General features: G+C 67.7%; 21 protein-coding genes and 4 pseudogenes. 10 read left to right on the top strand and 15 right to left on the bottom strand.

Annotation, left to right across the window (positions count from 1 at the left end):
• The first annotated feature begins 358 nt into the window (after positions 1–358).
• Entirely contained in the window at positions 359–1,183 is an 825-nt protein-coding gene (locus RKD20_RS46460) for an IclR family transcriptional regulator (RefSeq protein ID WP_424883040.1), read from the top strand.
• Here the strand turns inward: RKD20_RS46460 and RKD20_RS46455 are convergent.
• Positions 1,165–1,554 (bottom strand): RICIN domain-containing protein, encoded by a 390-nt coding sequence (locus RKD20_RS46455; protein ID WP_424883490.1) that lies wholly within the window; start codon positions 1,552–1,554, stop codon positions 1,165–1,167. The two genes, RKD20_RS46460 and RKD20_RS46455, sit on opposite strands and share 19 nt — an antisense overlap.
• 168 nt (positions 1,555–1,722) lie before the next feature.
• On the opposite strand from RKD20_RS46455, the pseudogene RKD20_RS46450 reads away from it, so the two are divergent.
• From RKD20_RS46450 to RKD20_RS46440, 3 genes and pseudogenes are all read left to right on the top strand, one after another.
• Positions 1,723–2,280, top strand: a pseudogene (locus RKD20_RS46450) (hypothetical protein); the annotation flags it as partial.
• A 143-nt stretch (positions 2,281–2,423) separates the two neighbouring features.
• Positions 2,424–2,852: pseudogene (locus RKD20_RS46445) on the top strand (hypothetical protein); the annotation flags it as partial.
• A gap of 191 nt (positions 2,853–3,043) precedes the next feature.
• Positions 3,044–3,970, top strand: a complete 927-nt coding sequence (locus RKD20_RS46440) for a S41 family peptidase (RefSeq protein WP_424883489.1) — start codon at positions 3,044–3,046, stop codon at positions 3,968–3,970.
• Between the two features lie 66 nt (positions 3,971–4,036).
• Here RKD20_RS46440 and RKD20_RS46435 read toward each other — a convergent pair whose 3' ends face one another.
• Together RKD20_RS46435 and RKD20_RS46430 are read right to left on the bottom strand one after the other, a co-directional pair.
• On the bottom strand, positions 4,037–4,435 hold the full coding sequence (locus tag RKD20_RS46435) for a transposase (RefSeq protein WP_424883039.1): 399 nt from the start codon (positions 4,433–4,435) through the stop codon (positions 4,037–4,039).
• On the bottom strand, positions 4,432–4,992 hold the full coding sequence (locus tag RKD20_RS46430) for a helix-turn-helix transcriptional regulator (protein ID WP_424883038.1): 561 nt from the start codon (positions 4,990–4,992) through the stop codon (positions 4,432–4,434). The genes RKD20_RS46435 and RKD20_RS46430 overlap by 4 nt, the downstream gene beginning before the upstream one ends.
• Positions 4,993–5,055: 63 nt before the next feature.
• Here RKD20_RS46430 and RKD20_RS46425 point away from each other — a divergent pair, with 63 nt between their 5' ends.
• Positions 5,056–5,442: a VOC family protein gene (locus tag RKD20_RS46425; RefSeq protein WP_424883037.1), complete on the top strand. Its 387-nt coding sequence runs from the start codon at positions 5,056–5,058 to the stop codon at positions 5,440–5,442.
• 383 nt (positions 5,443–5,825) lie between these two features.
• Entirely contained in the window at positions 5,826–6,209 is a 384-nt protein-coding gene (locus RKD20_RS46420) for a WhiB family transcriptional regulator (RefSeq protein ID WP_424883488.1), read from the top strand.
• A gap of 212 nt (positions 6,210–6,421) precedes the next feature.
• Here RKD20_RS46420 and RKD20_RS46415 read toward each other — a convergent pair whose 3' ends face one another.
• From RKD20_RS46415 to RKD20_RS46395, 5 genes and pseudogenes are all read right to left on the bottom strand, one after another.
• Positions 6,422–6,802, bottom strand: coding sequence for a hypothetical protein (locus RKD20_RS46415; RefSeq protein ID WP_424883036.1), 381 nt, complete (start codon positions 6,800–6,802; stop codon positions 6,422–6,424).
• Between the two features lie 34 nt (positions 6,803–6,836).
• Positions 6,837–8,038 (bottom strand): IS3 family transposase gene (locus RKD20_RS46410; protein WP_424883035.1). Its coding sequence is split into 2 segments (ribosomal slippage): positions 6,837–7,747 and positions 7,747–8,038, totalling 1,203 coding nucleotides; the frame shifts between segments, so codons are not numbered across the junction.
• Positions 8,039–8,197: 159 nt separating this feature from the next.
• Complete coding sequence (locus tag RKD20_RS46405) at positions 8,198–8,794, bottom strand: hypothetical protein (protein WP_424883034.1); 597 nt, start codon at positions 8,792–8,794, stop codon at positions 8,198–8,200.
• 132 nt (positions 8,795–8,926) lie between these two features.
• On the bottom strand, positions 8,927–11,164 hold the full coding sequence (locus tag RKD20_RS46400) for an ATP-binding protein (RefSeq protein WP_424883033.1): 2,238 nt from the start codon (positions 11,162–11,164) through the stop codon (positions 8,927–8,929).
• Between the two features lie 339 nt (positions 11,165–11,503).
• Positions 11,504–11,964: pseudogene (locus RKD20_RS46395) on the bottom strand (transposase); the annotation flags it as partial.
• Positions 11,965–12,060: 96 nt separating this feature from the next.
• Between RKD20_RS46395 and RKD20_RS46390 the strand changes: the two are divergent.
• Positions 12,061–12,993: a transposase family protein gene (locus RKD20_RS46390; protein WP_424883032.1), complete on the top strand. Its 933-nt coding sequence runs from the start codon at positions 12,061–12,063 to the stop codon at positions 12,991–12,993.
• 41 nt (positions 12,994–13,034) lie between these two features.
• Positions 13,035–13,544 (top strand): annotated as a pseudogene (locus tag RKD20_RS46385) (flavin monoamine oxidase family protein); the annotation flags it as partial.
• A gap of 319 nt (positions 13,545–13,863) precedes the next feature.
• Here the strand turns inward: RKD20_RS46385 and RKD20_RS46380 are convergent.
• The 4 genes from RKD20_RS46380 to RKD20_RS46365 all read right to left on the bottom strand — a co-directional run bounded on the left by RKD20_RS46380 (position 13,864) and on the right by RKD20_RS46365 (position 16,667).
• Complete coding sequence (locus RKD20_RS46380) at positions 13,864–14,343, bottom strand: AbfB domain-containing protein (RefSeq protein WP_424883031.1); 480 nt, start codon at positions 14,341–14,343, stop codon at positions 13,864–13,866.
• Positions 14,344–15,104: 761 nt separating this feature from the next.
• On the bottom strand, positions 15,105–15,530 hold the full coding sequence (locus RKD20_RS46375) for an arsenate reductase ArsC (protein WP_424883030.1): 426 nt from the start codon (positions 15,528–15,530) through the stop codon (positions 15,105–15,107).
• Between the two features lie 31 nt (positions 15,531–15,561).
• Positions 15,562–16,296: an aquaporin gene (locus tag RKD20_RS46370; protein WP_424883029.1), complete on the bottom strand. Its 735-nt coding sequence runs from the start codon at positions 16,294–16,296 to the stop codon at positions 15,562–15,564.
• Positions 16,293–16,667 carry an ArsR/SmtB family transcription factor gene (locus RKD20_RS46365; protein WP_424883028.1) on the bottom strand — a complete coding sequence of 125 codons (375 nt, stop codon included), beginning with the start codon at positions 16,665–16,667 and terminating at the stop codon, positions 16,293–16,295. Before RKD20_RS46365 ends, RKD20_RS46370 begins: the two co-directional genes overlap by 4 nt.
• 107 nt (positions 16,668–16,774) lie before the next feature.
• Here RKD20_RS46365 and arsM point away from each other — a divergent pair, with 107 nt between their 5' ends.
• Positions 16,775–17,668 carry an arsenite methyltransferase gene (gene arsM / locus RKD20_RS46360; RefSeq protein WP_424883027.1) on the top strand — a complete coding sequence of 298 codons (894 nt, stop codon included), beginning with the start codon at positions 16,775–16,777 and terminating at the stop codon, positions 17,666–17,668.
• A 215-nt stretch (positions 17,669–17,883) separates the two neighbouring features.
• Here arsM and RKD20_RS46355 read toward each other — a convergent pair whose 3' ends face one another.
• The gene (locus RKD20_RS46355; protein WP_424883026.1) at positions 17,884–18,441 is read right to left on the bottom strand and encodes a hypothetical protein; all 558 of its coding nucleotides are present in this window, start codon (positions 18,439–18,441) and stop codon (positions 17,884–17,886) included.
• 216 nt (positions 18,442–18,657) lie between these two features.
• Between RKD20_RS46355 and RKD20_RS46350 the strand changes: the two genes are divergently transcribed.
• A complete protein-coding gene (locus RKD20_RS46350; RefSeq protein WP_424883025.1) occupies positions 18,658–19,293 on the top strand; it encodes a hypothetical protein in 636 nt (211 codons plus the stop codon).
• Positions 19,294–19,743: 450 nt separating this feature from the next.
• On the opposite strand, the gene RKD20_RS46345 is transcribed toward RKD20_RS46350, so the two are convergent.
• Both RKD20_RS46345 and RKD20_RS46340 read right to left on the bottom strand, forming a co-directional pair.
• A complete protein-coding gene (locus RKD20_RS46345) occupies positions 19,744–20,295 on the bottom strand; it encodes an RICIN domain-containing protein (RefSeq protein ID WP_424883024.1) in 552 nt (183 codons plus the stop codon).
• Positions 20,296–20,913: 618 nt separating this feature from the next.
• Positions 20,914–21,843 carry a helix-turn-helix domain-containing protein gene (locus RKD20_RS46340; protein ID WP_424883023.1) on the bottom strand — a complete coding sequence of 310 codons (930 nt, stop codon included), beginning with the start codon at positions 21,841–21,843 and terminating at the stop codon, positions 20,914–20,916.
• Between the last annotated feature and the right edge of the window lie 505 nt (positions 21,844–22,348).

The following is a 22,348-nucleotide window of genomic DNA, read 5'->3' as shown; positions in this document are numbered from 1 at the left end:
GCGAACCGATGGCGGCGTGACCCAGCTGTCCGCGTCAGCGGTACCGCCGACGACCAGAACGGCCCGGACGACCATAAGCGCGGCCAATACTGCGCCGGTAACTGTGGGTCTCTCCTTCGTCCCCGCATCATCCTTCTTCCCTCCGGCGGTCGGATGCGGCTGTGTCGGGGCCGCGATCCAGAGCCTGGCAGTGCGCCCTGCAGCCGTCACCAGGGGTTCCGCTCAGCGGACCGCCCAGGGGTGCGCAGGCCTGATCGGGAGGGCGACAACCTATCGGCAAGCTCTCGGCCCAAACACCGGCCCCAGGCTGTGGGCGGGGGTCGACCTGAGCTCCCGGTGGCATGAGGAGGGGATGCGAGTGGACGCGAGACAACTGTGCGGGCCGTCCGTGGCGGATTGCGGCGGACGCAGCGTGCTGGAAGGCGCCTTCGCCCTGCTGGAGGTGCTGGAGCGCGCCGGGGAGGCCGGACTGACCAGGCTGTACTCGGAGAGCGGAATTCCCAAGACGACCGCGTACCGGTTGCTGGAGCAGCTGGTCGGCCTGGGCGCCGTGGAGCGGCGGGGCACGTGTTATCGGATGGGATCGCAGATCTTCCGGCTGGGCCGGCAGTGGCAGCCGCATCCCCGGCTCCGGTCCGCGGCGGCCGAGCCGGTACGCCGACTGGTGCGGGCCACAGGTGCGACGGCCGGGATCGCCGTACTGCGCCGCGGCCACACCCTCGTCGTGGACTGCACACCAGCCGCGACCGGGGACGCATGGGCCCCGCTGCTCGGCAGCGCGACCTGGCCCTGGTACACCGCCGCCGGCAAGGTGCTGATGGCCCAGACACCGTCCGCGGTGCCGCAGGACTCCCTCCCGGCCGCCTGGCCGCGGCAGGCTGCGGTGATCCGGGACCGCGGCGTGGCGTTCGACCGCGAGGAACTGGTGGACGGGGTGTGCTGTGCCGCGGTCCCCCTGTACGACCGGGGCCAGGTCCCAGTGGCTGCCCTGTTCGTCGTGACCGACCCCGCGCACTGCCTCGAACGGCTCGCCGAGACCGCCCGGGACATCGGCGGCGCCATCAGCACGGCCCTGCGCAGCCCGCGACCGGACGGGCACGACCCCGTCGCACAGCGCCGGTGGCACCGTGCGACGGGGTCGGACGCGAGCGTGCGGCAGCCGGTTCAGAAGAACCAGTGCTGAGCGATGTTCCCGTTGCAGGGCCAGACCATGACGGCGGCGCCCTTCTGGTCGTGCGCCGTGTCGAGACACAGGCCGGAGTATATGTTGACGATCTCACCGGTCGACCGAAGCTCCCAGCTCTGCGCCTGGTTGTACGCGTAGCAGCCCACCTGGGTCACCTGCGTCCCGGCACCGCCTCCGACGTACAGGCACTTGCCCGCGCTCTTCGACCGGATCGTCCACTGGCCCGGTACCGGGCCTTGGCCCCGGTCGGCGGCCACGAGGATGAACTTCTGCTCCGAGACGCCCCGTGCAGTTCCACAGTTGCGCGCGGGCGCCCTCCGCGGGGTCCTCCGACTTGATGTCCAGACAGTACCGATGGGCCTCCGCATTCTGAAGCTGCTCATAGGTTTGGGTGTTCAGGGCGGACGCCGACGTCGCGGTGGCCCAGAGCACGGCCAGCGCCGTGCAGACAACCACGACGAGAGTGCGCGGGTCCGTGCTCCGGCGGGAGCTCTTCATCGCTGACTCCTTGCTGTGTGAGGGATGCGGACGGGCCGATGATGGTCTCGGGAGACCCTCGTGTCGCGTTCCGGTCCGGTCAGCGAACCGATCCCGCCCGGCTCCGCCGAAGCGTTGCTCGGCAAGGTGTGGCTCGCGCCGTAGTGAGCGGCTGGTCGGAGCCTTGCTCCGGGCGAACTGGGGCTCGGCTCCCACCACGTACGCCTGTGGCAGGCGCCCTCGCACACGAGGTTCGGGGCCGACTCCTCGACGACCTGGCCCGTGTGCTCCACCTCAATGACGACCAGCGCGCCTACCTCGTCAACCTAGCCTCCAAGCCCAGCCCCTCCACGATTGCCCGCGACGAACGCCGGCAGGTGGACGCTCAGGTCCAGCGGATGCTCGACGACCTGACCACCGCCCCGGCCTTCGTCGGCGGCCGGTGCACGGACGTCCTGGCACGGAACAGCCTGGCCGCCGCCGTCTTCACCGACTTCGCGGCCCTTGCTGAAGACCAACGCTGCTACATCCGGCTGCTGTTCACCGGCCTCGCCCTGCCGGGCCTGTACGCCGGCTGGGAAGACGTCACCCGCCTGGCCATCGCCCAACTGCTCATGGAGGCAACCAAACCCGCTACCCCGACGAGCCGCGCCTGGCCGCGCTGGTCCGAGAACTCTCCGAAGGCGACGCGCGCTTCCGCCGGTGATGGAGCGAGCACGACGTCGCCACCAGAACCAAAGGCGCCAAGGCCCTCCACCATCCCGTCGTCGGAGAACTCGTCCTCGACTGGAGGCACTCATCTGCGGCCCCGACCCCGACAAGACCATCGTCATCTGGACGGCACCCCCGGATCAGCCTCACGGGACAAGCTGCAACAACTGCACAACACGACACACAGTTCCCGACGAGGAGATCAGAAACGGGCCGTACCCGGTACGGCTGGTCCGCCCCTGGGGCAGGTCACCTGGCGCTGCTCAGAGTCGATGCGGAGTCGTCGCACCGCAGACCAGGCGAAGACTGGCCCGGTTGCGCGAGGAAGGACTGGTCGACCGGATCACTCTGCGGAGGCCGGACGCAGGCGGGTATGGTTCCCCAACCGCTACGACGTACAACCTCACTGGCGAATGGCCTGAACTGCGCTGGCGCCGCCCCTCCGGGACGGCATCCGATGCACGCCTCACGGTGTTGAGTGCCTGTTTCTCATCTGGTAGTTGCTCAGCAGCTGATCGTCAACGTTAGGGTTGCTTCTTGCGCCAAGGGGCTGGGGGATGGATGGGGCTGGGACGGTCGCTGCGTATGTCGGCCTGTGTCGGGCTGGTGGGAGTCGTCGTCGCAGCGACGGGATGCACGAGCCGTTCGCAGGACTCATCAGGCAACGACATGGTGCCCAGAGCGCGGACGTATCTGTCGAAGGCGCTGAGCATCATGGAAGAACACTCTCTCCTTCGGCACCAGGTTGACTGGGCGGACGTGCGTAGCAAAGCGTTCTCGCAGGCACGCGGTGCGCAGAAACCAGAGGACACCTACGGGGCGATCGGCTCGGCATTGCATACCTTGGGCGACGGGCACAGCACATTCTGGGAGCCGGAGCAAGCCAAGGAGAACCTTGGATCCTCCGCGGTCCCGCTTGATGGCCTGCAGGGCCGTTCACTGAAGAACGGCCTCGGGTACATTTCTCTCCCCGGAGTGCAGGGATCTCAGAAGACGTACGAAGAGTACGTAGGGCAGGGCCGAGATGCCGTGGCGAAGGCAGATCGGACTGGGGCCTGCGGCTGGGTGGTGGATCTGCGCTCGAATACGGGCGGCAACATGTATCCGATGCTGGCTGTCGTAGGGCCCATCCTGGGTGATGGCAAGGTCGGCATGTTCGTAGATGCCGACGGCAAGAAGTCCGTTTGGTCTATCAAACACGGCGCCCCGTACGTAGACGGCAAGTCGGCCGGCTGGGGCGCCAGCCAACCCGTCGCCAGGAGCACCCCACCGGTCGCGGTCTTGACCGGCAAGCGAACAGCCAGTGCGGGCGAAGCGGTCGTGGTGGCTTTCCGCGGGCGTCCAGAGGCCCGTTTCTTTGGCGAGCCGACCTACGGCGTCCCCACGGGAAACAAGGCGTACCGCCTGTCCGACGGTGCCATGCTGATCCTCACGGGAGTCAAGGACGCGGACCGAACGGGCCGTACATATGACACAGCGATCCCACCGGATGAAGAGATCGTCAAGGACCCACGCCCGGTGGCACGTAACCGGGACGAAGTCCTGAAAGCAGCCCAGGACTGGCTTCTCAAGCAAACCGCCTGCCCACGAACGTGATGCTGTCTGACCAAGCCCCGCGGAGATCTCTTAGCTGTGTGACGTTTGTCGTCCTCATGGGCTGGTTCAGCCGGTGGGCGCCTGCTCCTTCGTCCAACTGGGTGCGGGCTTCTTTCGGGTCAGACGCCTGGTCATAAGGGTGATGAGCGCCCAGTTCAGGTGGGCTTCGGAGTGCTGGGGCAGACGTTCGTAGTCGCGTGCGTTGCGGCGGGCGTTCATGCACCAGCCGATCGTGCGTTCGACTTTCCAGCGGCGGGGCAGGACGACGAAGCCCTTGGTGCCTTTTGGCCGGGAGACGATGCGCAGGGTGAGCCAGAGGCGTTCGCGGGCCCAGTTGACGAGTTCACCGGCGTAGCCGCGGTCTGCAACGGCCGCGCGGTCGCACTCTCGTGGACGCCCTCTGGTCGGAAGCCGCTGCTGGCCTGTCCGGGGCGCTCTGCGGTGGTTGTGGCTGGATTTCGTCACCGGTGGGTCACAGGCCGGAGGGTGGGAGAACTGCCGGCTCCATGGTCAACACCAAGATCCGCTCCCTCCCAGTCGAGGTACGACAATTGGGCACGCTCGCCTCGGCGGCACGCGGCGGCCAGTTCCAGCAGCATGCCGGGCGTGATCTGCGGCTCGTCGGGTCTAAGGGTGTGCACGAAGACGTCGTCCATCTCGGTCAGCCGGTCCGCGATGCGCTGGGGCAGAACCTGCTGCAGTTTCAGCAACGCCGACAGCGCGGCCTGGTCGCCGCCGAGAGCACCGCTGAGCGCGGCCACGCGCAGTCCGACAGCAACGGCGAGTGCTTCTTCGTCATCGAGGATCAGAGGCGGCGTCCGGGCTCCGGCGCGGAGACGGTAACCGCCCCAAGGGCCCGGGTCGGACTCGATGGCGTAGCCGAGTTCCCGGAGCTTGGCGATGTCCCGCCGCACCGTGCGGTCGGTGACCGCCGTCCGCTCGGCCAGCTCGCCGCAGGTCCACGACGGCTTGGCTGCAATCAAGGAGACCAGTCGCAGCAGGCGGGCGGATGCGCTGATCACGTTCCCGAGTGTTCCACATGACCAGGACCGAATCTGTCCTGGTCCCGGCCTAGGGTCACCTTCATGACCACGGAAAACACCTCCGCACCCACGTTCCGCTACTCGGCCGTCACCTTCGACTGCCCAGACCCCGCCGAACTGGCCCGCTTCTACGGCGAGGCCCTCGGTCTGCCCGTCGTCTTCTCCACCGACAACTTCGTCCTCCTCGGCCAGGAGGGCGCGGCCGGACTCGGGTTCAACCGGCTGGCTGACTACCGCCGTCCCACCTGGCCGACTGCTTCCCAGGAAAAGCAGGCCCACATCGAACTGGGCGTCGATGACTTGGATACTGCGCAGGCCCGGCTGCTGGAACTGGGGGCTGTCAAGCCCGAGTTCCAGCCGGACCCCGACCGGTGGCGGGTCCTGCTGGACCCCGCAGGCCACCCGTTCTGCATATCCACCCTGGTCTGAGCACGACCTGCAAGCCGATGACCACCACCGCACACTTTCGCTGGGGCAGCGCTGTCCCCCGGAGCCGCGGAGAAGTTGCACGGCCTCCCAGGCAGCAGCCGTACGTGATCAGATAGCGCCTGCTTCTCCGGTCATGATCAGAGCCAGATAGGGACAGCAACGGCCGTGACGGTGCCCGGCTCGTGGCCCGGGATCACGATTGACGGTCGAGGCGAACAGGGGCCAGCCGATGGAACCGGCCTCCACCGCCGCCCGTCTGGCACTGCTTCCCAGATCCTCCATGATCGCAACAGGGCAGCGATCCGCGTCACTCGAAGGAGTTGGGCGCTCTGCCGCTGCTGAACGCTCAGCACCGGGCTCACGTATTGTCACGTGCCTGCCGCATTGGCCGGGCGTGGCTGCTGGCGGAATCGGGGAGGGGCGGTGCCGAGGTGATAACGGATACCGACTGGGGCGACCGCGGGCTGTGCAAGAGCGCCGACCCGGAGGAACTGTTCATTGAGGGAGCTGCGCAAAACCGGGCCAAGGCCGTGTGTACCGGCTGCCCCGTGCGCACCGAATGCCTGTCCTACGCCCTGGATCAGCGCATCGAGTACGGCGTCTGGGGCGGGATGACCGAACGCGAGCGGCGGGCGCTCCTTCGCCGCCGACCGACCGTGACGTCGTGGTGGCGCCTCCTGCACACCGCCCGCATGGAGCATGAGCAGCAGGCCTCTGTCGCCGTCCCGGCCGAGGACAGCATCCAGGTCTTGCACGAGGCCTGCTGACCGCGCGGGTGGGCACCATACGAAGCAGCACCGCAGGGAGCACCGCTGCGCGAAACGGACCGCACCCAAAGGTCGAAGTCGAAGCCCCTGCACTTGGTCAGAAGCTGTGTCCCATCCTCTTTCTGTCGGTCACGGTGTTGGGTACCTCAGGACACCGTGACCTGCAGAAGCGAGATGAGAGCTTCTCGGAGAGCGGGGCATGGGCTGAGTGGTCAGGACGGGTTGAGCCGGATCGAGTTGTACGGGGTCAGGTCGTAGTCAAAGTAGGCGGTTCGTGGGCTCTTGCCAGTGCAGTTGGTGCCGTCACTGTTGATGCACAGCTGTGACGTAGCGCTCCCGGTCTGGTTGTTGAAGATGCGGTGCTGCCCGTACTCGTTGTAGAGCTTGTGGACCCCGTAGGTGTAGTAGGTGTGCTCCGGAACACCGTTGTTCCAGCTGGCATTCGGGTAGATGCACACGTAGCCGGTAGGACAGCCTTGGTAGTCCTGGGCGCCGGTCTGTGCTGCCTGCGCGGTAGACGAAGTGGCGAGGCCGAGGCCGACCAGGGATGTGGCTGCGGCGAGGATGACGCCCAGTCGACGGATGTGCTGCATAGGTCGGGCCTTCACCCGGAATCTTGGACACGGGCTATGCGGCTTGGGCCAGGGTAGTTGATGTTGTGTCGAGTGCTGTCTCGTAGGCGATGGGACTGCGTTGTCCGAGGCGGGAGTGTCGGCGTCGGGTGTTGTAGCGGTTGAGCCAGCGGAACGCGTCGAGACGGGCCTCGTGTTCGCTGGACCAGCGCTTCCGGCCCTGAAGCGTCTCGCGTTTGAACGTCGCGTTGAAGGACTCGGCGAGCGCGTTGTCCGCCGAACTGCCGATCGCGCTCATGGACTGGCGGACGCCGGCCTGGCGGCAGGCGTCGGCGAAGGCCCGGCTGGTGTACTGGGCCCCGTGGTCGGTATGCATGACCGTCCCGGCGAGGCTGCCGCGGGTCCGTTCGGCGGCGGACAGGGCGTCGGTGACGAGGTCGGTGCGCATGTGGTCCGCGATCGCCCAGCCGGCCAGGCGGCGTGAGGCGAGGTCGATGACGGTGGCCAAATACAGGAACTTCCCGCCGTCCAGCGGGAGATAAGTGATGTCGCCGACGTACTTCGTGTTCGGCTCGGTGGCGGTGAAGTCGCGGCCGATGAGGTCCGGGGCCTTCGCCGCGGCCGGGTCCGCCACCGTGGTGCGGTGTCTGCGGCGCAAGCGCACGCCCGCCAGCCCGGCGCCCCGCATCACCCGCGCGATCCGCTTGTGGTTGACGCGCTCGCCCGCCTCGCGGAGCTCGGCGGTGATCCTGGGGACGCCGTAGGTGCCGTCCGACTCGCGGTGCACGGCCCGTATCCGGGAGGCGAGGCGGGCGTCGGCCGCCTGCCGGGCGGCCCGGTCCGCGGCCGTCCGACGCCAGTAGTAGAAGCTGGAGCGGGCGATGCCCAGGATGGCGCACAGCCGCTTCACGCCGAAACGGCGCTGATGGTCGGCGACGAACTGGAAGCGGTTCACCAGCGCGTCTCCCCGGCGAAATACTTTGCTGCCTTCCGCAGGATCTCGCGCTCTTCCTCCAGCTCACGGACCTTCTTCCGCAGAGCGGCGTTCTCCGCCTCCAACGGCGCCGGCGGCTCGGTCGGCACCTCCGCCCGGCGTCCACGCGGCCGGCTCGCGCCGGCTGCCCGCACCCAGTTCCGAAGGGTCTCGGGGTTGATCCCCAGGTCGGCGGCGACCTGCCTGATCGTCGCCTCGGGCCGCGACTGGTACAGCGCGACCGCGTCCGCCTTGAACTGCGGCGGATAGTTCTTCATGACCACGAGATGTCCGTTCGCAGATCCTCAGGATCCAGTGTCTCGTGTGTCCAGGATCAAGGGTCAAGGCCCGTCCTCCTGAGCAACGGTCTTGGTTCACGGCAGGGACACCGGTGGATCCGAGCGTCGGATTCTGCGGTGACGCGGGTGGGCTGTCAGGGCAGGTCAGCAGTTCCTCACCCAGTGAACCCAGCTCCAGTCGGCGTCGTCGTCCTCGGTGTAGGCGCCGGTGTCGTGCCATCGCGACACGTGGTCGCCGCTCTCGAAGTTGGCGACGGTGCCCGTTGTCTGGTTGTTTTTCCACGATCCGTGCCCCATGAACGGCATCGGGTTCTCCCGGCAGTAGTACCAGTCCCTGACGTTGCCGGTGAAGTTGGTGCCGCTGAAGGCACAGAAGTGTTCGTAATCGCAGGTGTATGACGCCAGGGCTTTGCCGTTCTCGTCCTTGCCGTAAGCGGGATGCCCGCTCGGCAAGGTCAGTACGAGCACGCCCCCGTCAGTGAGCCTGATCTTGTTGGCGGCGATCTGCGTTCCGCCCTCTTGGGCGAGGTACGTATCGACCCGGCTCTGCAGTGTCTTCGCTTCGACGGTGCTCAGCCCGAACGCGTTGGCCTGCGCGGCGAAGGGGGCGGTGGGCTTGCTCTGGTCGGCGCCGGCACTGCCGGCTGTCGCCATGACGGTGCTGAGACTCGCAACCACCGCCGCCGTCCCGTAAAGCCATGGACGGCGGCTTTTGTGACGCCCTGCGGCGGTGCTGGCCATGGGCCGGAGTTCAGGCATGGTGACCTCGATTTCTGAGGGTCGAAGTGTCGTTCTGGCCTGAACCATCGTGGTTGGAGTGCCCGGCGGGCGAACAGCTCACGAACCGTTCACCTGTGACCGGTCGGCTGGTCGTCACGCGCCTTGGTCGAGCTGCCGCTCCATCCGTTCGGCTTCCTGGTCGCGTCCTTGCTGCCGGTACAGGTCACGGGCTTCCCGCCACACCACGCGGGCCTGGTCGTGCTGGCCGAGGGCGGCGTGGGGATAGCCGAGCCGGTCGAGCGTTTCGGCAGTGTCGAAGGTGTTGTCAAGTTCGCGGTAGAGGCTGATGGCTTGGAGGTAGTGCTGGATGGCGTCGTGGTGGTGGCCACTGTGGTGGTCGATGTAGCCGAGGCTGTCGAGGGTTTGCGCCTGGCCGGCCACGTCGCGGTGGTGCTGGAAGAGGGCGAGGGCGGCCTGGCAGTGCTCGCGAGCGGTCTCGTCGTGGTCGCCGAGGAGCGCTGCGTACCAGCCCACGGCGTTGAGCGCGTTGGCCTCCGCGATCGGCTGGTCGAGGCCGCGGTAGAGGTCCCGTGCGTGTCTGGCGTGATCCAGCGCCTGACGGCCGTCCGGCTGGATCGAGGCGAGCGTGTAATGCGCCTGGGCCTGCAGGGCACGGTCGTTCTGTTGCTCGCTCAGGGCAAGGGCCTGGTTGAGGGCGTCGATTGCCTCCTGGTGGTGTCCGAGCACGACATGGGCGCGGCCCAGAAGCCGGTGGGTGAGGATCTGGGCGCCGAGGTCGGGCAGTTGGCTCGCGGAGTCGACTGCGATCTGCCACACGGCGAGCTGATCGTGACGGTGTCCTCGCCGGTAGTGGAAGTCGTTCAGCGCCCAAGCCAGCTTCCAGGCCGTGTCGTTCAACGCGCGTGCGGCGCAGGTGCGCTGGGCGGCGAGCAGATTGCGATGTTCGGCCTCGAACCAGTCCATCGCCGCCGGGATGTCGGTCAGGATCTGGGGGTGGCAGGCGGGTACCGGCGGGGCGAGCTCGATGGGCTCGCGGTGAGAATCCAGGAGATGGGCCGCGGCGTGCGCGGTGTGGGTGTAGAAGTCGAGCACCCGCAGCAGCGCTGCCGTGCGTGTGTCGTCGTCGGCCATGTCGGCGGTGGTGGCGTAGCGGCGGATCAGATCGTGCATGCGGTAGCGGCCGGTGGCGTCCAGGCTGATCAGCGATGCCTGTTCGAGCCGGCGCAATAGGCTCCTGGTCCGGCTTCGGCCCAGGCCGGTGAGGCTGCCGGCAGCGGACAAGCCGATGTCGGGTCCCGGTGCGATCGCGAGCAGCCCCAACACCTCGGCCTCGTCGTCGCTCAATGCGCGGTGGGACAACGAGAGCACTGCGGGCAGGCTCGCGGCGGGATCAGCGTCATCGAGTACGCCGAGTGCGTCATCGCGCAGTTCGTCGGCGAGCTCGGCCAGCAACAAGTGCGGGTTGGTGTGGGCCCGGCCGGCGATGATGCTCAACGCCAGCGGAAACCCGCCGCACAACTGGACGAGCTCGCCCACTGCCACGGGCTCGGCGTCGATACGTGCGGTGCCAAGCCGGGCGGCGAGCAAGGCGCGGGCCTCAGTGTCGGTGAGGGTGTCGAGGGAAACGTGGTGGGCGCCGTGCCCGGTGATCAGACCCGACAACCGGTTGCGGCTGGTGACCGCCACGGTGCACCTGTCGCCGCCCGGCAGCAGGGGAGTGATCTGGGCGGTGTCGGCCGCGTTGTCGAGCACCAACAGCATCCGCTTGTTCGCCACCAAGCTGCGGAACAACGCCGCCTGCGCGTGCGGGGCAGCGGGGATGCGGTCGGGCTCGACGCCCAGCGCGTCGAGGAATCCACGCACAGCCACTGCTGGGTCCATCGGGTCGCTATCCGGGCTGAAGCCGCGCAGGTCGACGAAGAGCTGCCCATCAGGGAACCGGTCGGCGTTGCGGTGAGCCCAGTGCAGCGCGAGCCATGACTTGCCTACTCCGCCAGCGCCAGCGATTGCCGAGATGACCACGGTGGTCGCCTCGCCTGGCCTGGCCCGCGATGTGGCGTCCAACCGGCCAAGTTCGAGGTTCCGGCCCACGAACGGTGCGGGTGAGGCGGGCAGTTGACGTGGCGTCGGGACAGCCGAGGGCTCGGGTACGCCCGTCGCCGCGGCCAGCAGTTCGTCCAGTTCGGCTGGCTGCAGTTCGAGCGCCGCTGCCAGCTGCCGCACCGACGCGAGCTGCGGGTTACGACGCCTGCCGGTCTCCAGGCCACGAATCGTGCTGACCGAGACGCCCGACCGCTCGGCCAGGACTTCCTGGGTCAGCCCCACGCGTAATCGCAACCGCCGAAGCGACGCGGCGAAGTGATCTTCCACAGAACCTTCCTACCAGGACGATCAGCAACGGGTGATTTCTTTTCGAATCTCATCGAATCGATGTGTGTTCTGCTCTGGGCCGGTAACCGGGCCATTAAACATCTGTACCGGCAGCGGAGCGCAACCGGCTGGCTCTGTGATCACGGTGATAATGGCCGGTCGGACGGCGCGTCTCCATATCGACCCGCAGGTGACGGTCCCGCGGTCGTTGGTGTCATCGCAGCCGGCGCGGACGCCTGGCTGAAGGAGATCACCGCTCAGGCCCGCACGTCGCCAGCCAAGGTGTTCTCTGTGAGCGTGCCGCTGAACCACCTCTACAGCCCTGATCAAGCATTCGAGATCGAGGTCCACGGTCACCGTCCCGCCCGCGTCAGGCGCTGTGCGGTCGGCCAACCGCCTGACACGTTCGCGGGATTTAGCCCGTGCGGCACGGACGGCCCGCAGGGCCCTCTCCGCGGCGGCTGCCGGGGAGTTGATGAGGCGGGAGACCGTTGGGTCGGAGGCCACCGGCCCGAACACGGCCGGCTCGGCTCGGCTCGGCTCGGCTCGGCTCGCAGCATGGCGACATCCGCGAGGCAGTCCCCGCCCAGCGCGACCGCCAGGGCCACGTCCAGCAGGATCTTGCCCGGGTCGTGCACCGCCCGAGCCTTCCGCCACGGCGTCAGTGCCGCTGATATCGCGGTGTCCAAACCGGTCTTGCGGACGGTCTCGACCAGCAGCACGCCCCCGGCCTGCGAGACCATCGCCCGGCCGTCGGCCTCGATGCGGACACGCGGGTAGGACCCGATACGCTTGCTCACCTGGAGAGTGCTTCTTTCCGTGCAGCCAACAGGACCCCAACGACCTCGTGCACGGTTGGCCGTGGCTCGTCGCTCAGGTGGCTCGTTGAACCGTGCATGGTGGGGGCTGGGGCGCGTGCGTTGATCGTGGCGGAGTACCGGGTCACCGGGCTGTCGCCGACGGTGATCGCTGAACTCATCGCTGAGGTGGGGCCGTTGTGGCACGACCAGCATCAGGCTCGCCTCACGGCCGGGCCACGGCGGCGGGCTGTAGGAGCCGGGGCGAAGCACAAGTTCGTCTTCGTCGACCGGCTGCTGGCCACACTGGTGAGTCTGCGCCATGGCACCACGCACGACGTGCTGGCCTGCTGGTTCGGCGTGGACCGCTCCACCACCACCCGCGCCCTCGGCGAGGTGCGGCCCCTGCTCACGCAGCGGGGCTGCACCGTCGCACCGGGCATCCGCCTGTGCACTCTCGCCGAGGTCATCGAGTACTTGGGCGCCGGCGGGACCGGCATCATCGACGGCACGGAGGTCCGCGTGCGACTCCCAGCCGCAGGCCGAAAGGACCGGGACAAATTCGTCTCCGGCAAGACCAAACAGAACGCCGTGAAGTCCATGGTCGTCACGGACGTCGAGGGGCTCCTACTGTTCTGCAGCCCGGTCGGGCCCGGCAGTTGCGCCGACATCACCCAGGCACGCCAGCTGGGACTGGCCCAGCTCCTGACCGACGGCCCGTTCCTGGAGATCCTTGCGGACGCCGGCTACCAGGGCATGGGCGCGCAGAGCGGCGGACGCGTGCTGACGCCACCACATCGCAAGTTCAAGAAGAACGCTCCAGCCTGGTACGAGGAGCGGCACGAGCAGCAACGCAAGGCACACTCCTCGCGACGCATCCGGGTCGAGCACGGCATCGCACATCTCAAGAACTGGCGGGCTCTCGCCCGGCACCTCGGCCGCCGCGAGCACATGAGTGACATCGTCCAAGCCGTCGCCGCGCTGCATTCACACCAGCAGACCGCCGCCCTCGGCCACGGCCTTCGAGCGTGAGCGCCGACCACGCCACACACCTCGACGAGCCACGGCCAACCGTGCACGAGGTCGTTAGGCAGAGCGATTTCACACTCCAGGGTCGCAAGGGCAGACCGGCCAAGGTCGTCGTCATCGGCGCGGGCATCGCCGGCCTCACCTCTGCCTACGAACTCGGCAAGGCCGACTATGACTGTACGGTCCTCGAAGCGCGGGATCGCGTAGGAGGCCGCAACCTCACCGTCGGCGGCGGCGACCGGCTGACCGACATCAACGGTGTCAGCCAGACCGCGGGATTCGGCAAGGGCCAGTACATGAACGCCGGCCCCGCACGCATCGCCCAATGGATGGTCACGCTCGACTACTGCCGCGAACTAGGCGTGCACGTCGAGGTCTTCACGAACACCAATGCCGACGCGCTCATCTACAACGAGACCACCGGTATGAAGGCTCCGGTTCAGTACCGCACCGCCAAGGCAGACGTCTATGGCTACGTCTCCGAGTTGTTGTCCAAGGCCACGAACTCCGGGGCGCGCTGGACGCCGAATTGACGGCGGACGACAACCGTCGTGTTTCCCAGGCCGTCGATCTCGCGGATGCCCATTTCGACCTTGATGCTCACGATCGGTATGCGCACGTCGACCACGAGGGTGCCGCCTTCCTCGATGTTCCCGTGGAAGATCTCTTCTTCGTCCACGCGAAGAACGATCGGTTCGAAGACGGCGGCCATGCCGGGGCAGTACACACTCGAGAAGTTGATGTGCGTCATCGCACTCCTCCTATGCCCGTCGTCGTCCACACTGTCCGTCGGGCGGTGGGGTGCCGGGCTCGCGGGGATCTTGTGGGCGGCGCGGGTGGGGGCCGGGCTCTCGGTTGCGTGGGGTGGCGCTCTCAGAACTCCTCGGGGTGGAGGGGCGGGGCGATTCGGAAGCACGCGGACTGGAGTTCGGAGGGGGTTGTCACCGGCTCGGCGAAGAGGGTGAAGTCCCGGTGCCGGATGAACCGGTCCGGGAACGCGACCGATCGAAACGAAGCCTGGTTCGGGTCGATCTCCGCCGCCTGGAACACGAAGGTCGACTCCTTGATGACCTGCGCCTTGACCTGCGGGTCCGTGATTCCGGTGAAGAACTTGCTCTCGATGCGGAAGTCATCGAACGTCGCGATGTGCAGGCAGAACCCCGGCGGGGCGACGGCCCTGACCAGCATCCCGGTCCCGCCGAACGTCGCCAGGCTGGGGCCGGTCCACTGGAACGTGGCGTCGCGGCGGTCTTCCTCGGTCTCGATCTTGGCGATGTCGACGACGCCATCGCGGTCGATGATGAAGAAGTCGGGGAGGTTGTTCGAGAACAGTGAGAGCTTGAGAACAGCCATGGTGTCCGTCCTTCCGGGAGGCGTCATGGGAATGCCCGAGTAGCCGGCCGTCCGGGCCGCTGGATTCGGCGTTCGACTTCAACCACCCCGTGCGTGGGGACGAACAAGAGAGCCGGAGAGGCGATCCGTTCCGGCGTAGGCGGGGTGGGAGCACTATGTCCATGATGCGTCGACGCGAGGACCGGCGCATCCGCATCACCACCGTTACCGCTTCCACCACTCGACGCTTTCGGCACTGCGGAGTTGACGACGCCCCTCGTCGACCAGACCACGCCTGCCGGCCAGGACCTGATCTCCAGTCGGGTCGCTGCGGGAGATCCGGACATGACGACGGCCTACCGCAAGGTCGCCGCCGCTCTGGGCTTGGACCTGCCTTCGGATGATGACGACCTAGGGGACGTTCTCGACGCTGACGTACAGCGGGTCCACCACCACTGGCGCCACCTTGGACATGCGCCAAGGTTGCCGCGCCAGCGCCCTCACGCGTCACTCGCGTGCATCCTGGAATGCCTCGCCGACTTGCGGCGTGCACACGGCTACTCCGGTCGCGACTGGGCGCACCGCCGAAGTTCGGAGAACCGGACTACTCACCAGGTGAAAGCGATGCTCCGCAGTGACTCTGGCTTCGCTGAGCTGGCTGTTCCAGAGGGGCGACTTTCCGATGCCTCGATGTTGTATCGGATCCAACAGACAGCTGGCCTTGTCCGACTACGCCGCTGTGCGGCTTGGCTCGTTCTTGGGCATGTGATCGCGTGCAGCGGTCAGATTGTGGTCGGGACGTTCATTTCATCGAGCAGGGTCCGCACTCGTGTCTCGATCGCGTCGCGGATGGGGCGTACGGCCTCCACGCCCTGGCCGGCCGGGTCGTCGAGCTGCCAGTCGAGGTAGCGCTTGCCGGGGAAGACGGGGCAGGCGTCGCCGCACCCCATGGTGATGACGACGTCGGATGCCTGGACGGCCTCCACCGTGAGGATCTTGGGGCGTTGGGCGGAGATGTCGATGCCGACCTCCTTCATCGCCTCCGCGACGGACGGGTTGACGGTTTCTGCGGGAGCCGAGCCGGCGGAGCGGACCTCGATGCTGTCGCCCGCGAGGTGGGTGAGGAAGGCGGCGGCCATCTGGGAGCGGCCGGCGTTGTGGACGCAGACGAACAGCACCGACGGTCGCAGCGGGGCGGAAGAGCTCATGAGCGGGGGCTTTCTCGGGAGGACGGATCAGTCAGGAGACGGCGGGCTCGGGGTCGCCGTGCGGGACGACGTCCTCATCCGGGGCGGGAGCAGGACGGCCGTAGACAAGGGCGACGGTCCCCAGCCCCAGCGCGGCCCCGAGTAGCTGGGCCGCGATGAACGGGGCGACGGAGGCAGGGGAGATCCCGGCGAAGGTGTCGGTGAATGCGCGGCCGATGGTGACCGCGGGGTTCGCAAAGGACGTGGAGGAAGTGAACCAGTACGCGGCCCCGATGTAGGCGGCTACGGCGGCCGGGGCGAGCGCGGCGCGGCCGACTCGGATCAGGCCGAAGATCAGCAGGATCAGCCCGGTCGTCGCGGCGACTTCACCCAGCAGCAGGTGCCCGGCGGACCTGTCATGGGCGGAGAACTTGACCAGCGGGTTGGCGAACATCGCGTCGGCCAGGACGGCCCCGCCGATCGCCCCGCTGACCTGGGCGGACACATAGGCCGCAACGTCCCGCAGGGCCAGGCCCTGCGGATCGCGGCGGCCGGTGAACCAGGCAGCGAGCGTGACGACCGGGTTGAAGTGCGCGCCGGACACAGGACCGAGCAGCAGGATGAGCACGCCCAGACCGAAAACCGTGGCGAGGGAGTTGGCCAGCAGCTGCACACCGGCGTCGTGCGACAACGCGGTGGCCTGGATCCCGGATCCGACCACCACCGCCACCAGCAGTCCGGTGCCGATCGCTTCGGCGGCGACCCGGCGGATGAGCGGTGCGTTCACGCGGTCACTCCGGCGGGCTGCTGGGTGGTCAGAAACGCTGCGAGCTTGTCGAGGACGCCTGGCAGTACCCAGTAATAGACCCAGGTGCCGCGGCGCTCGCAGTCGATGAGGCCAGCCTGGCGCAGGAGCTTGAGGTGGTGGGAAATCGTCGGCTGGGACAGGTCGAAGGCCGGGGTCAGCTCACACACGCACACCTCCCCGCTCTCACCGCGCGAGGCGATCATCCACATCAGGCGCAGCCGGACCGGGTCGCCCAGCGCCTTGAAGACCTTCGCCAGGTCGGCCGCCTGGCCTTCGTCCAGCGGCGCGGCGGACATGCCTGCGCAGCAGGCTGCATCCTGGCCGATCACCTCAAGCTCTTGTTTCGACATGCCTCTATGTTGACGTTTTTCAATTCAAGGCGCAAGGTTACATCAATGAACGTCAATACAGGCCGTTCCGGGGCCAGTCCTGGGGCCCCGTCACCGGGGAGAGAGTCATGCGCGAACAGACCACCGACCTGCGCGAAACCGTCCGCCAGCGGTACGCGGCGGCAGCCGTGAAGGTCACGGAGGGCTCCGCCGCCTGCTGCGGGCCCGAGCCGGTCGAGGTCGACGACAACTTCGGCTCCACCCTCTACGCCGCCGACGACCGCGACGCCCTGCCCGCCGAAGCCGTCGCCGCCTCCCTCGGCTGCGGCAACCCCAGCGCCGTCGCCGAACTCCGCGAAGGCGAGGACGTCCTGGACCTCGGCTCCGGCGGCGGCATCGACGTCCTCTTGTCGGCCCGCCGTGTCGGGCCGACCGGCAAGGCGTACGGGCTGGACATGACCGAGGAGATGCTCGCCCTGGCTCTCGCCAACACGGCGAAGGCGGGCGCAACAAATGTGGAGTTCCTCAAGGGCACCATCGAGGCGATCCCGCTGCCCGCGAACACCATCGACGTCGTGATCTCCAACTGCGTCATCAACCTGTCCACCGACAAGCCGGCCGTGTTCGCCGAGACCTTCCGTGTCCTCAAGCCGGGCGGCCGGATCGGTGTCTCCGACGTCGTCGCCGACGACACCCTCACCGCCGACCAGCGGGCAGAGCGCGGCGACTACGTCGGCTGCATCGCCGGCGCACTGTCCTTCGCCGAATACCGCACGGGCCTCGAAGCCGCGGGGTTCACCGCCATCGAGATCACCCCGACCCACCCGGTCGCCGACGGCATGCACTCCGCCATCGTCCGCGCTACCAAGCCGACGGCCGCCGAAGCCCCGGCGCAGGCGACTACGTCGGCCGACGCCTGTTGCGGTGTCAACGCCTGCTGCACCTCCGGCGAAACCGCTGCCGATCCCGCCCCGACCGTCGCCGAGGCCAAGACCGCCTCGGGCTGCGGCGCCCAGAACTGAGCCCCGCCACCTGAGCAGGACCTCGCCCAGGGGTCCTGCTCACGCAGGAATACCGCGGACTTCGCATACGTACCCGGTACCAGCTGCCCGTGCTGAGCTGTCCCTCACCGACGTGCCCCATCTGACCTCACCACCGAGCTGACGGCTGCTGCGATCGCACAAAGTACAGGCTGGGCGGCAGTACCTCGCCGACTAGCAACGGGCAGGCAGGCCCCTTACACGTGCGGGCCGTGTCCGTACGCGGCCTGCACCGCAGCGACCGCCTGCTCGTACGTGTCGGTCTGAGTGTCGATCGTCAACTGCGCACCGCTTCCAGCTGGCTTCCCGGAACCGGTACCGTGCTGCGGCTGCCGCAGGGGTCCAAGTCCCAGACGGCTGCGGCGAAAATCGTCCGCGGCGACCCGCACCTCCCGCGCGCCCTCCCACTCCTCCCGGTACTCCACATCCGGCACCCGCGGAAAGCACACCAGTTCCTCTGCCACGTCGGCCACCCGCTCCGGGTCCGCGATCGGCGTGCACAGGGCCGTGACCACGGTGTAGAGCAGCACGTCGAAGGCGTTCAGCCCGGTCAGGGCGTAGTGCCAGCCCTGACGTTCCTCCCGGTCGAGCCGGATGCCGCCGTGGCCGCTGCTGCGGGAGACGTCCCAGGCGAGCGTCATGCAGGTGGTCAGGCCGCGCTCGAGGCCGTGGTGGCCGGTCCGGACGGTGCCCGGCGGGATACCGCGGGCGGTCAGCGCGTCGTCCACGGCCTGGACGTAGGGCCACTGCGGCATCCCCAGCGGGCCGGGCTGATCGCGCCGCCACGGCCACGGCTGGTGCCCTCCTGGATGTCCACCGGCCTGGGCAGCTGTCGCGAGTGCCTGGCCTGGACGAACGAGCGGGACCAGCGGTGCACTCCCTGTCTGAACTGGGGCGTCGGCCGCCAGCCTGCCCCGTGTCACCGATGCGGCCGACTGCTGCCGTTGCGTGGCGACCACTGCCGTCGCTGCGTGCTCACCGTCGCGGAGACCGACTACGACCTCGACGGCATCCGCCTTGACGGCGGCGACCAGCTCTGGTTCGGCGGGCCCCTCGCCCCGCGCAGCAGGGAAGGGGACCTCTATGTGCGCCGCCGTCTCCAGCGCAAGCGCCGTGAAGCGATCCGTGCCTCGCGGGCCGCCCGCCCTGTTTCCGAACATCTCGCGCTGCCCGGACAGTTGGAGCTCTTCCACCTGCCGCGCGACCGGACCCGCCTGGACGAACGGCGCCTCCCGGCCCTGGCCCCGGCCGCCCGGATCCTGCTGAACGGGTTCGTCGCCCACATCAAGAGCCGCGGATGGGACGCCGGCCGCATGAACGGGAGCATCCACACCCTGCGCGTCCTGCTAGCCCACCTCGGAGCCGACGCCCCGCTGCCGGAGGAGGACGTGCGGCTGATCGCCCGCCGCAAGCACTTCCACGGCGCCCGCGTCATCAACTACCTGCGCCTGACCGGACGCCTCACCCCCGACCGACACGCGGACGCGGCTCTGGCCCGGGCCCGCCACCTCGCCGTTTGCGACCGTACCCGTGGACTGGTTATTGATCCAGGGAAACCGTTTTCCAGTCATGGAATGCGAAAGTTGCAGAAGGCGCCCACATGCTGATCTTGTCGCCCGTGTACCAGGTGTTCTTCCGCGCGCACATGGTGTTGCCAGGACAGAGCTCGGTTGTGGGCCTTCTCGGGGCTTCGCTCCGGACTGTGCTCTCGCCCGGCAGAGCGAGCAAAATCTCCCCGCGACCCCCGAGACGGATCTCGTTCACGGGCACATGTGTGCCACCCGTCTGTGACAGGTAGGAGTCCACGCGTCTCTGCAGTCCATGCGCCTGCGCGCTGGTCAGCCCTAGTCTCTGCCTGTACAGCGAAGTCGGTCCTGGCCGACCTGTTCACGGCGGTGGCTGCTCCCGTCGTGGTCGCGAGCGTGCAGAGTGCCGGTGCAACGGCCGTGACCGCACCGCTCCTTAACCGGTCTCGCCACGCCACCAAATCGTGCCCTCCCATCAGAGCAGCGGCGTTAAAGTCGACGCCGCCGCTCAGGACCTCGTGCTCGTGTGAGTTACCAGCTACCGGTCATCCACCATCGCTGATCCTGGTAGCTGGTGTTGTAGTTGCAAGGCTCCATGGTGATCGGGCCGCCATTGACGTTGGAGCTGTCCATGCACAGGTTGTTGGAATTTCGGAAGTGGCGCGGCTGATTGTCAACCGGGTACCACTTCTGGCTGAGATAGCTATCCTCGTAGTGGCAGGGCGCCATGATCACATGTGCGCCCACCGCGTTACTGCGCAGGTCCATACACAGGCCGTTGGCGTTCTGGATGTTGTACACCCAGCTGGCATCGAGCGTGCGATACCACTTCTGGCTCGAGTAGGTGTCCTCGTAATGGCACGGGTAGTGCAGCACGACTTCCGCGCCAGGCTGGTTGGACCCTAGGTCCCAGCATCGCCCGGTGTTGGCCACGTTGGCAGGCCCGCTGAGAGTGAGAATGCCCGCGTCGGTCGCCGAGCTGGTGCCCGGGGCACCAAGAAGCAACCCGGCCGCGGCAGACAGCCCAAGGGCTGACCGACCGAGAATGCGGCTGCCAATCGCGATTGCGATGGTTCTAGCCATTGAGTCCCCCTCTGAGATTGGTTCATTCCACCGCAAAGGGGTTGAGGCCCACAGGGCGGCGGGTCGAGTGGTGCGGAGGGGTGCCACTCCACCGCGCGGAATCCGTATCGCGCGGGGTGCACCCCGGCATGACGCGATCCAGCTTCGCCGCGCTGTGGACATCGGGGCAATCATTTCGATCCTCGTCGAAACTGACAGGTCGCCCAAGGGCGGGGCGGGGCCACGAGCCATCATCGGAGAGAAGGCTGGCGGCTGGCTCCCCCGCTTGCGGACCTGACCCGGCCATGCCGCGGCTGAAGTTGCGGGTCGGCCAAGGCGGTCCTGGGTACGCCCGCGTTGTCGGTGGCAGCTGCAACGCTGATCAGATGAACGGCGATGAGCAGCGGCTGAAGGGACGCGTCTACGGCGCGGACCACAACGCCCCAACCCCCGGCCCGCTCCCGCACAGGACCTGCACCGCACCCGACGGCCTGCTCCTGGACATCCACGGGCGGCGGACCGAGGATGTCGACGACCGCCGGACCCGGGTGTGGGCTGCCGTTGACGGGATCCTCACGAATGGTCATGGTTCAGATCCCGGCACGTCCTCGCCGGAGAAGTCGGGTAGAGAACGTCTACTCAACTACCTCTCTGCATACGGCGCAGGTCGCTCAGGGTTTCACCGAACTCGGATTTGAGTGCTCTGCCGAGGTGCTTGGCGTCGAGTACTCCCCACCGCCTCGCGATCGCGACCGTGGATCGATCGGCATAGGCGGGGTCGAGGAGGTCGTGGCGGATCCGCAGCAGACGCTCGTGCCGGACCCAAGCGGCAAAGGTGAGGTCAGCGCCCTGGAAGAGGGCGTGGAGACGGCGGATGGAGATGCCGTGCCGATGTGCGACTCGTTCGGCGCTGAGCCGGGGATCGTCGAGGTGGGCCAGTACATGGACGCGGATACGGTCGGTGAGGTCGCTGGCGACGGAGGCTCGCTCGGGGGTGGTGTCGGCGAAAGCTGCCAGTAACAGCGCGGTGAGCGCGTCGGCCAGATATGCGCGCGCCGGTCCTTCGCCCGGGACGTCCTCTTCGACTGAGGACAGTGCGTAGCGGAGAAGTCTGCCGATCCCGCCCTCAGCGGATAGAGGAAGGGCCGTGCGGCGGCCGATGGAGTCCGCGTGCCTGCCGAGGTTTGCTCGGGGAACACAGAGGACGGTCATGTCACTGGGGGCGGACCCGATGATCCGGTAGGGCCGGGTGTTGTCACAGGCGAACAGTTCGCCGGGTTTCAACGTGGCGGTCCGGTCGTCCTGCATCACCGCGACAGTGCCACGGTGATGCAGGGTGAGGTGCATCAACTCCTGGTCGTGGGAGGAAATGGTGCGGCGGTCCCGGGTCACCGTTGCGGCGTTGGCCTGTATCCGGGCCACGATCACTGGCCCGATGTCGACGTGGTCGACCACGGCACGAAACGCCGGCGGCCCGGGATCCGTTACCCGTAGGGGAGCGAACAGAGACGAGGCCGCGGCCTCGAAAGGCTCCGTTCCATTCAAGCGAGAGCGCTTACTGTCCAACATACCGGTCTCCCCCGATCCCGTCTGCGCTGCCACTCTACTGCTGCGTCGTGCACGGACTGGGGGGTCAAGGAGCACGTACTGGTGCTCTCGCGTCGTGGGCCGCGTCTACGCTCGTCGACCGGAACATCCACCACGGAGAACCGACGGCGTCGCCACTGGCGCAGTCTGTGACCAGGAGGAGCGGGCGACGCATGGTCCTGCTCCCAGCGGTCCTGGCCGCACTCTCACCGGGCAAAGCGAAATGGGCGGGCACTTGACCGGGCGGTTCCATGTATAGACACACCGAGCTGCGTCTCGGCTCACTTGACGATATCCGGATCTCACTCGCGCCTCATCAAGGTGCCACCCTCCTGTCGTTGGTGGCCGATGTTTTCGGAGGACGCAGCCATGGTGTGCCCCGGAGATGGCGGCAGTTGCTGCTCACCGCGGTGTCCACGGTCGGACCGGCCGTGCTCAGCCCCCTGTTCGCCCCTGGATACTCGGTTATCCCGGACTGCGTCACTCC

It is taken from the genome of Streptomyces sp. SLBN-8D4 (assembly GCF_049739545.1).
GTDB lineage: Bacteria > Actinomycetota > Actinomycetes > Streptomycetales > Streptomycetaceae > Streptomyces > Streptomyces canus_C.
This window is presented reverse-complemented; position numbering and strand designations above follow the sequence as displayed.

Bases quoted from the DNA above. Each gene is read 5' to 3' on its own strand.
- RKD20_RS46455 (WP_424883490.1), bottom strand. From the start codon at position 1,554: ATGCGGAGGCCCATCGGTACTGTCTGGACATCAAGTCGGAGGACCCCG.
- RKD20_RS46440 (WP_424883489.1), top strand. From the start codon at position 3,044: ATGGTGCCCAGAGCGCGGACGTATCTGTCGAAGGCGCTGAGCATCATG.
- RKD20_RS46425 (WP_424883037.1), top strand. From the start codon at position 5,056: ATGACCACGGAAAACACCTCCGCACCCACGTTCCGCTACTCGGCCGTC.
- RKD20_RS46415 (WP_424883036.1), bottom strand. From the start codon at position 6,802: ATGCAGCACATCCGTCGACTGGGCGTCATCCTCGCCGCAGCCACATCC.
- RKD20_RS46405 (WP_424883034.1), bottom strand. From the start codon at position 8,794: ATGGCCAGCACCGCCGCAGGGCGTCACAAAAGCCGCCGTCCATGGCTT.
- RKD20_RS46390 (WP_424883032.1), top strand. From the start codon at position 12,061: ATGGTGGGGGCTGGGGCGCGTGCGTTGATCGTGGCGGAGTACCGGGTC.
- RKD20_RS46380 (WP_424883031.1), bottom strand. From the start codon at position 14,343: ATGGCTGTTCTCAAGCTCTCACTGTTCTCGAACAACCTCCCCGACTTC.
- RKD20_RS46375 (WP_424883030.1), bottom strand. From the start codon at position 15,530: ATGAGCTCTTCCGCCCCGCTGCGACCGTCGGTGCTGTTCGTCTGCGTC.
- RKD20_RS46365 (WP_424883028.1), bottom strand. From the start codon at position 16,667: ATGTCGAAACAAGAGCTTGAGGTGATCGGCCAGGATGCAGCCTGCTGC.
- arsM (WP_424883027.1), top strand. From the start codon at position 16,775: ATGCGCGAACAGACCACCGACCTGCGCGAAACCGTCCGCCAGCGGTAC.
- RKD20_RS46355 (WP_424883026.1), bottom strand. From the start codon at position 18,441: ATGCCGCAGTGGCCCTACGTCCAGGCCGTGGACGACGCGCTGACCGCC.
- RKD20_RS46345 (WP_424883024.1), bottom strand. From the start codon at position 20,295: ATGGCTAGAACCATCGCAATCGCGATTGGCAGCCGCATTCTCGGTCGG.
- RKD20_RS46340 (WP_424883023.1), bottom strand. From the start codon at position 21,843: ATGTTGGACAGTAAGCGCTCTCGCTTGAATGGAACGGAGCCTTTCGAG.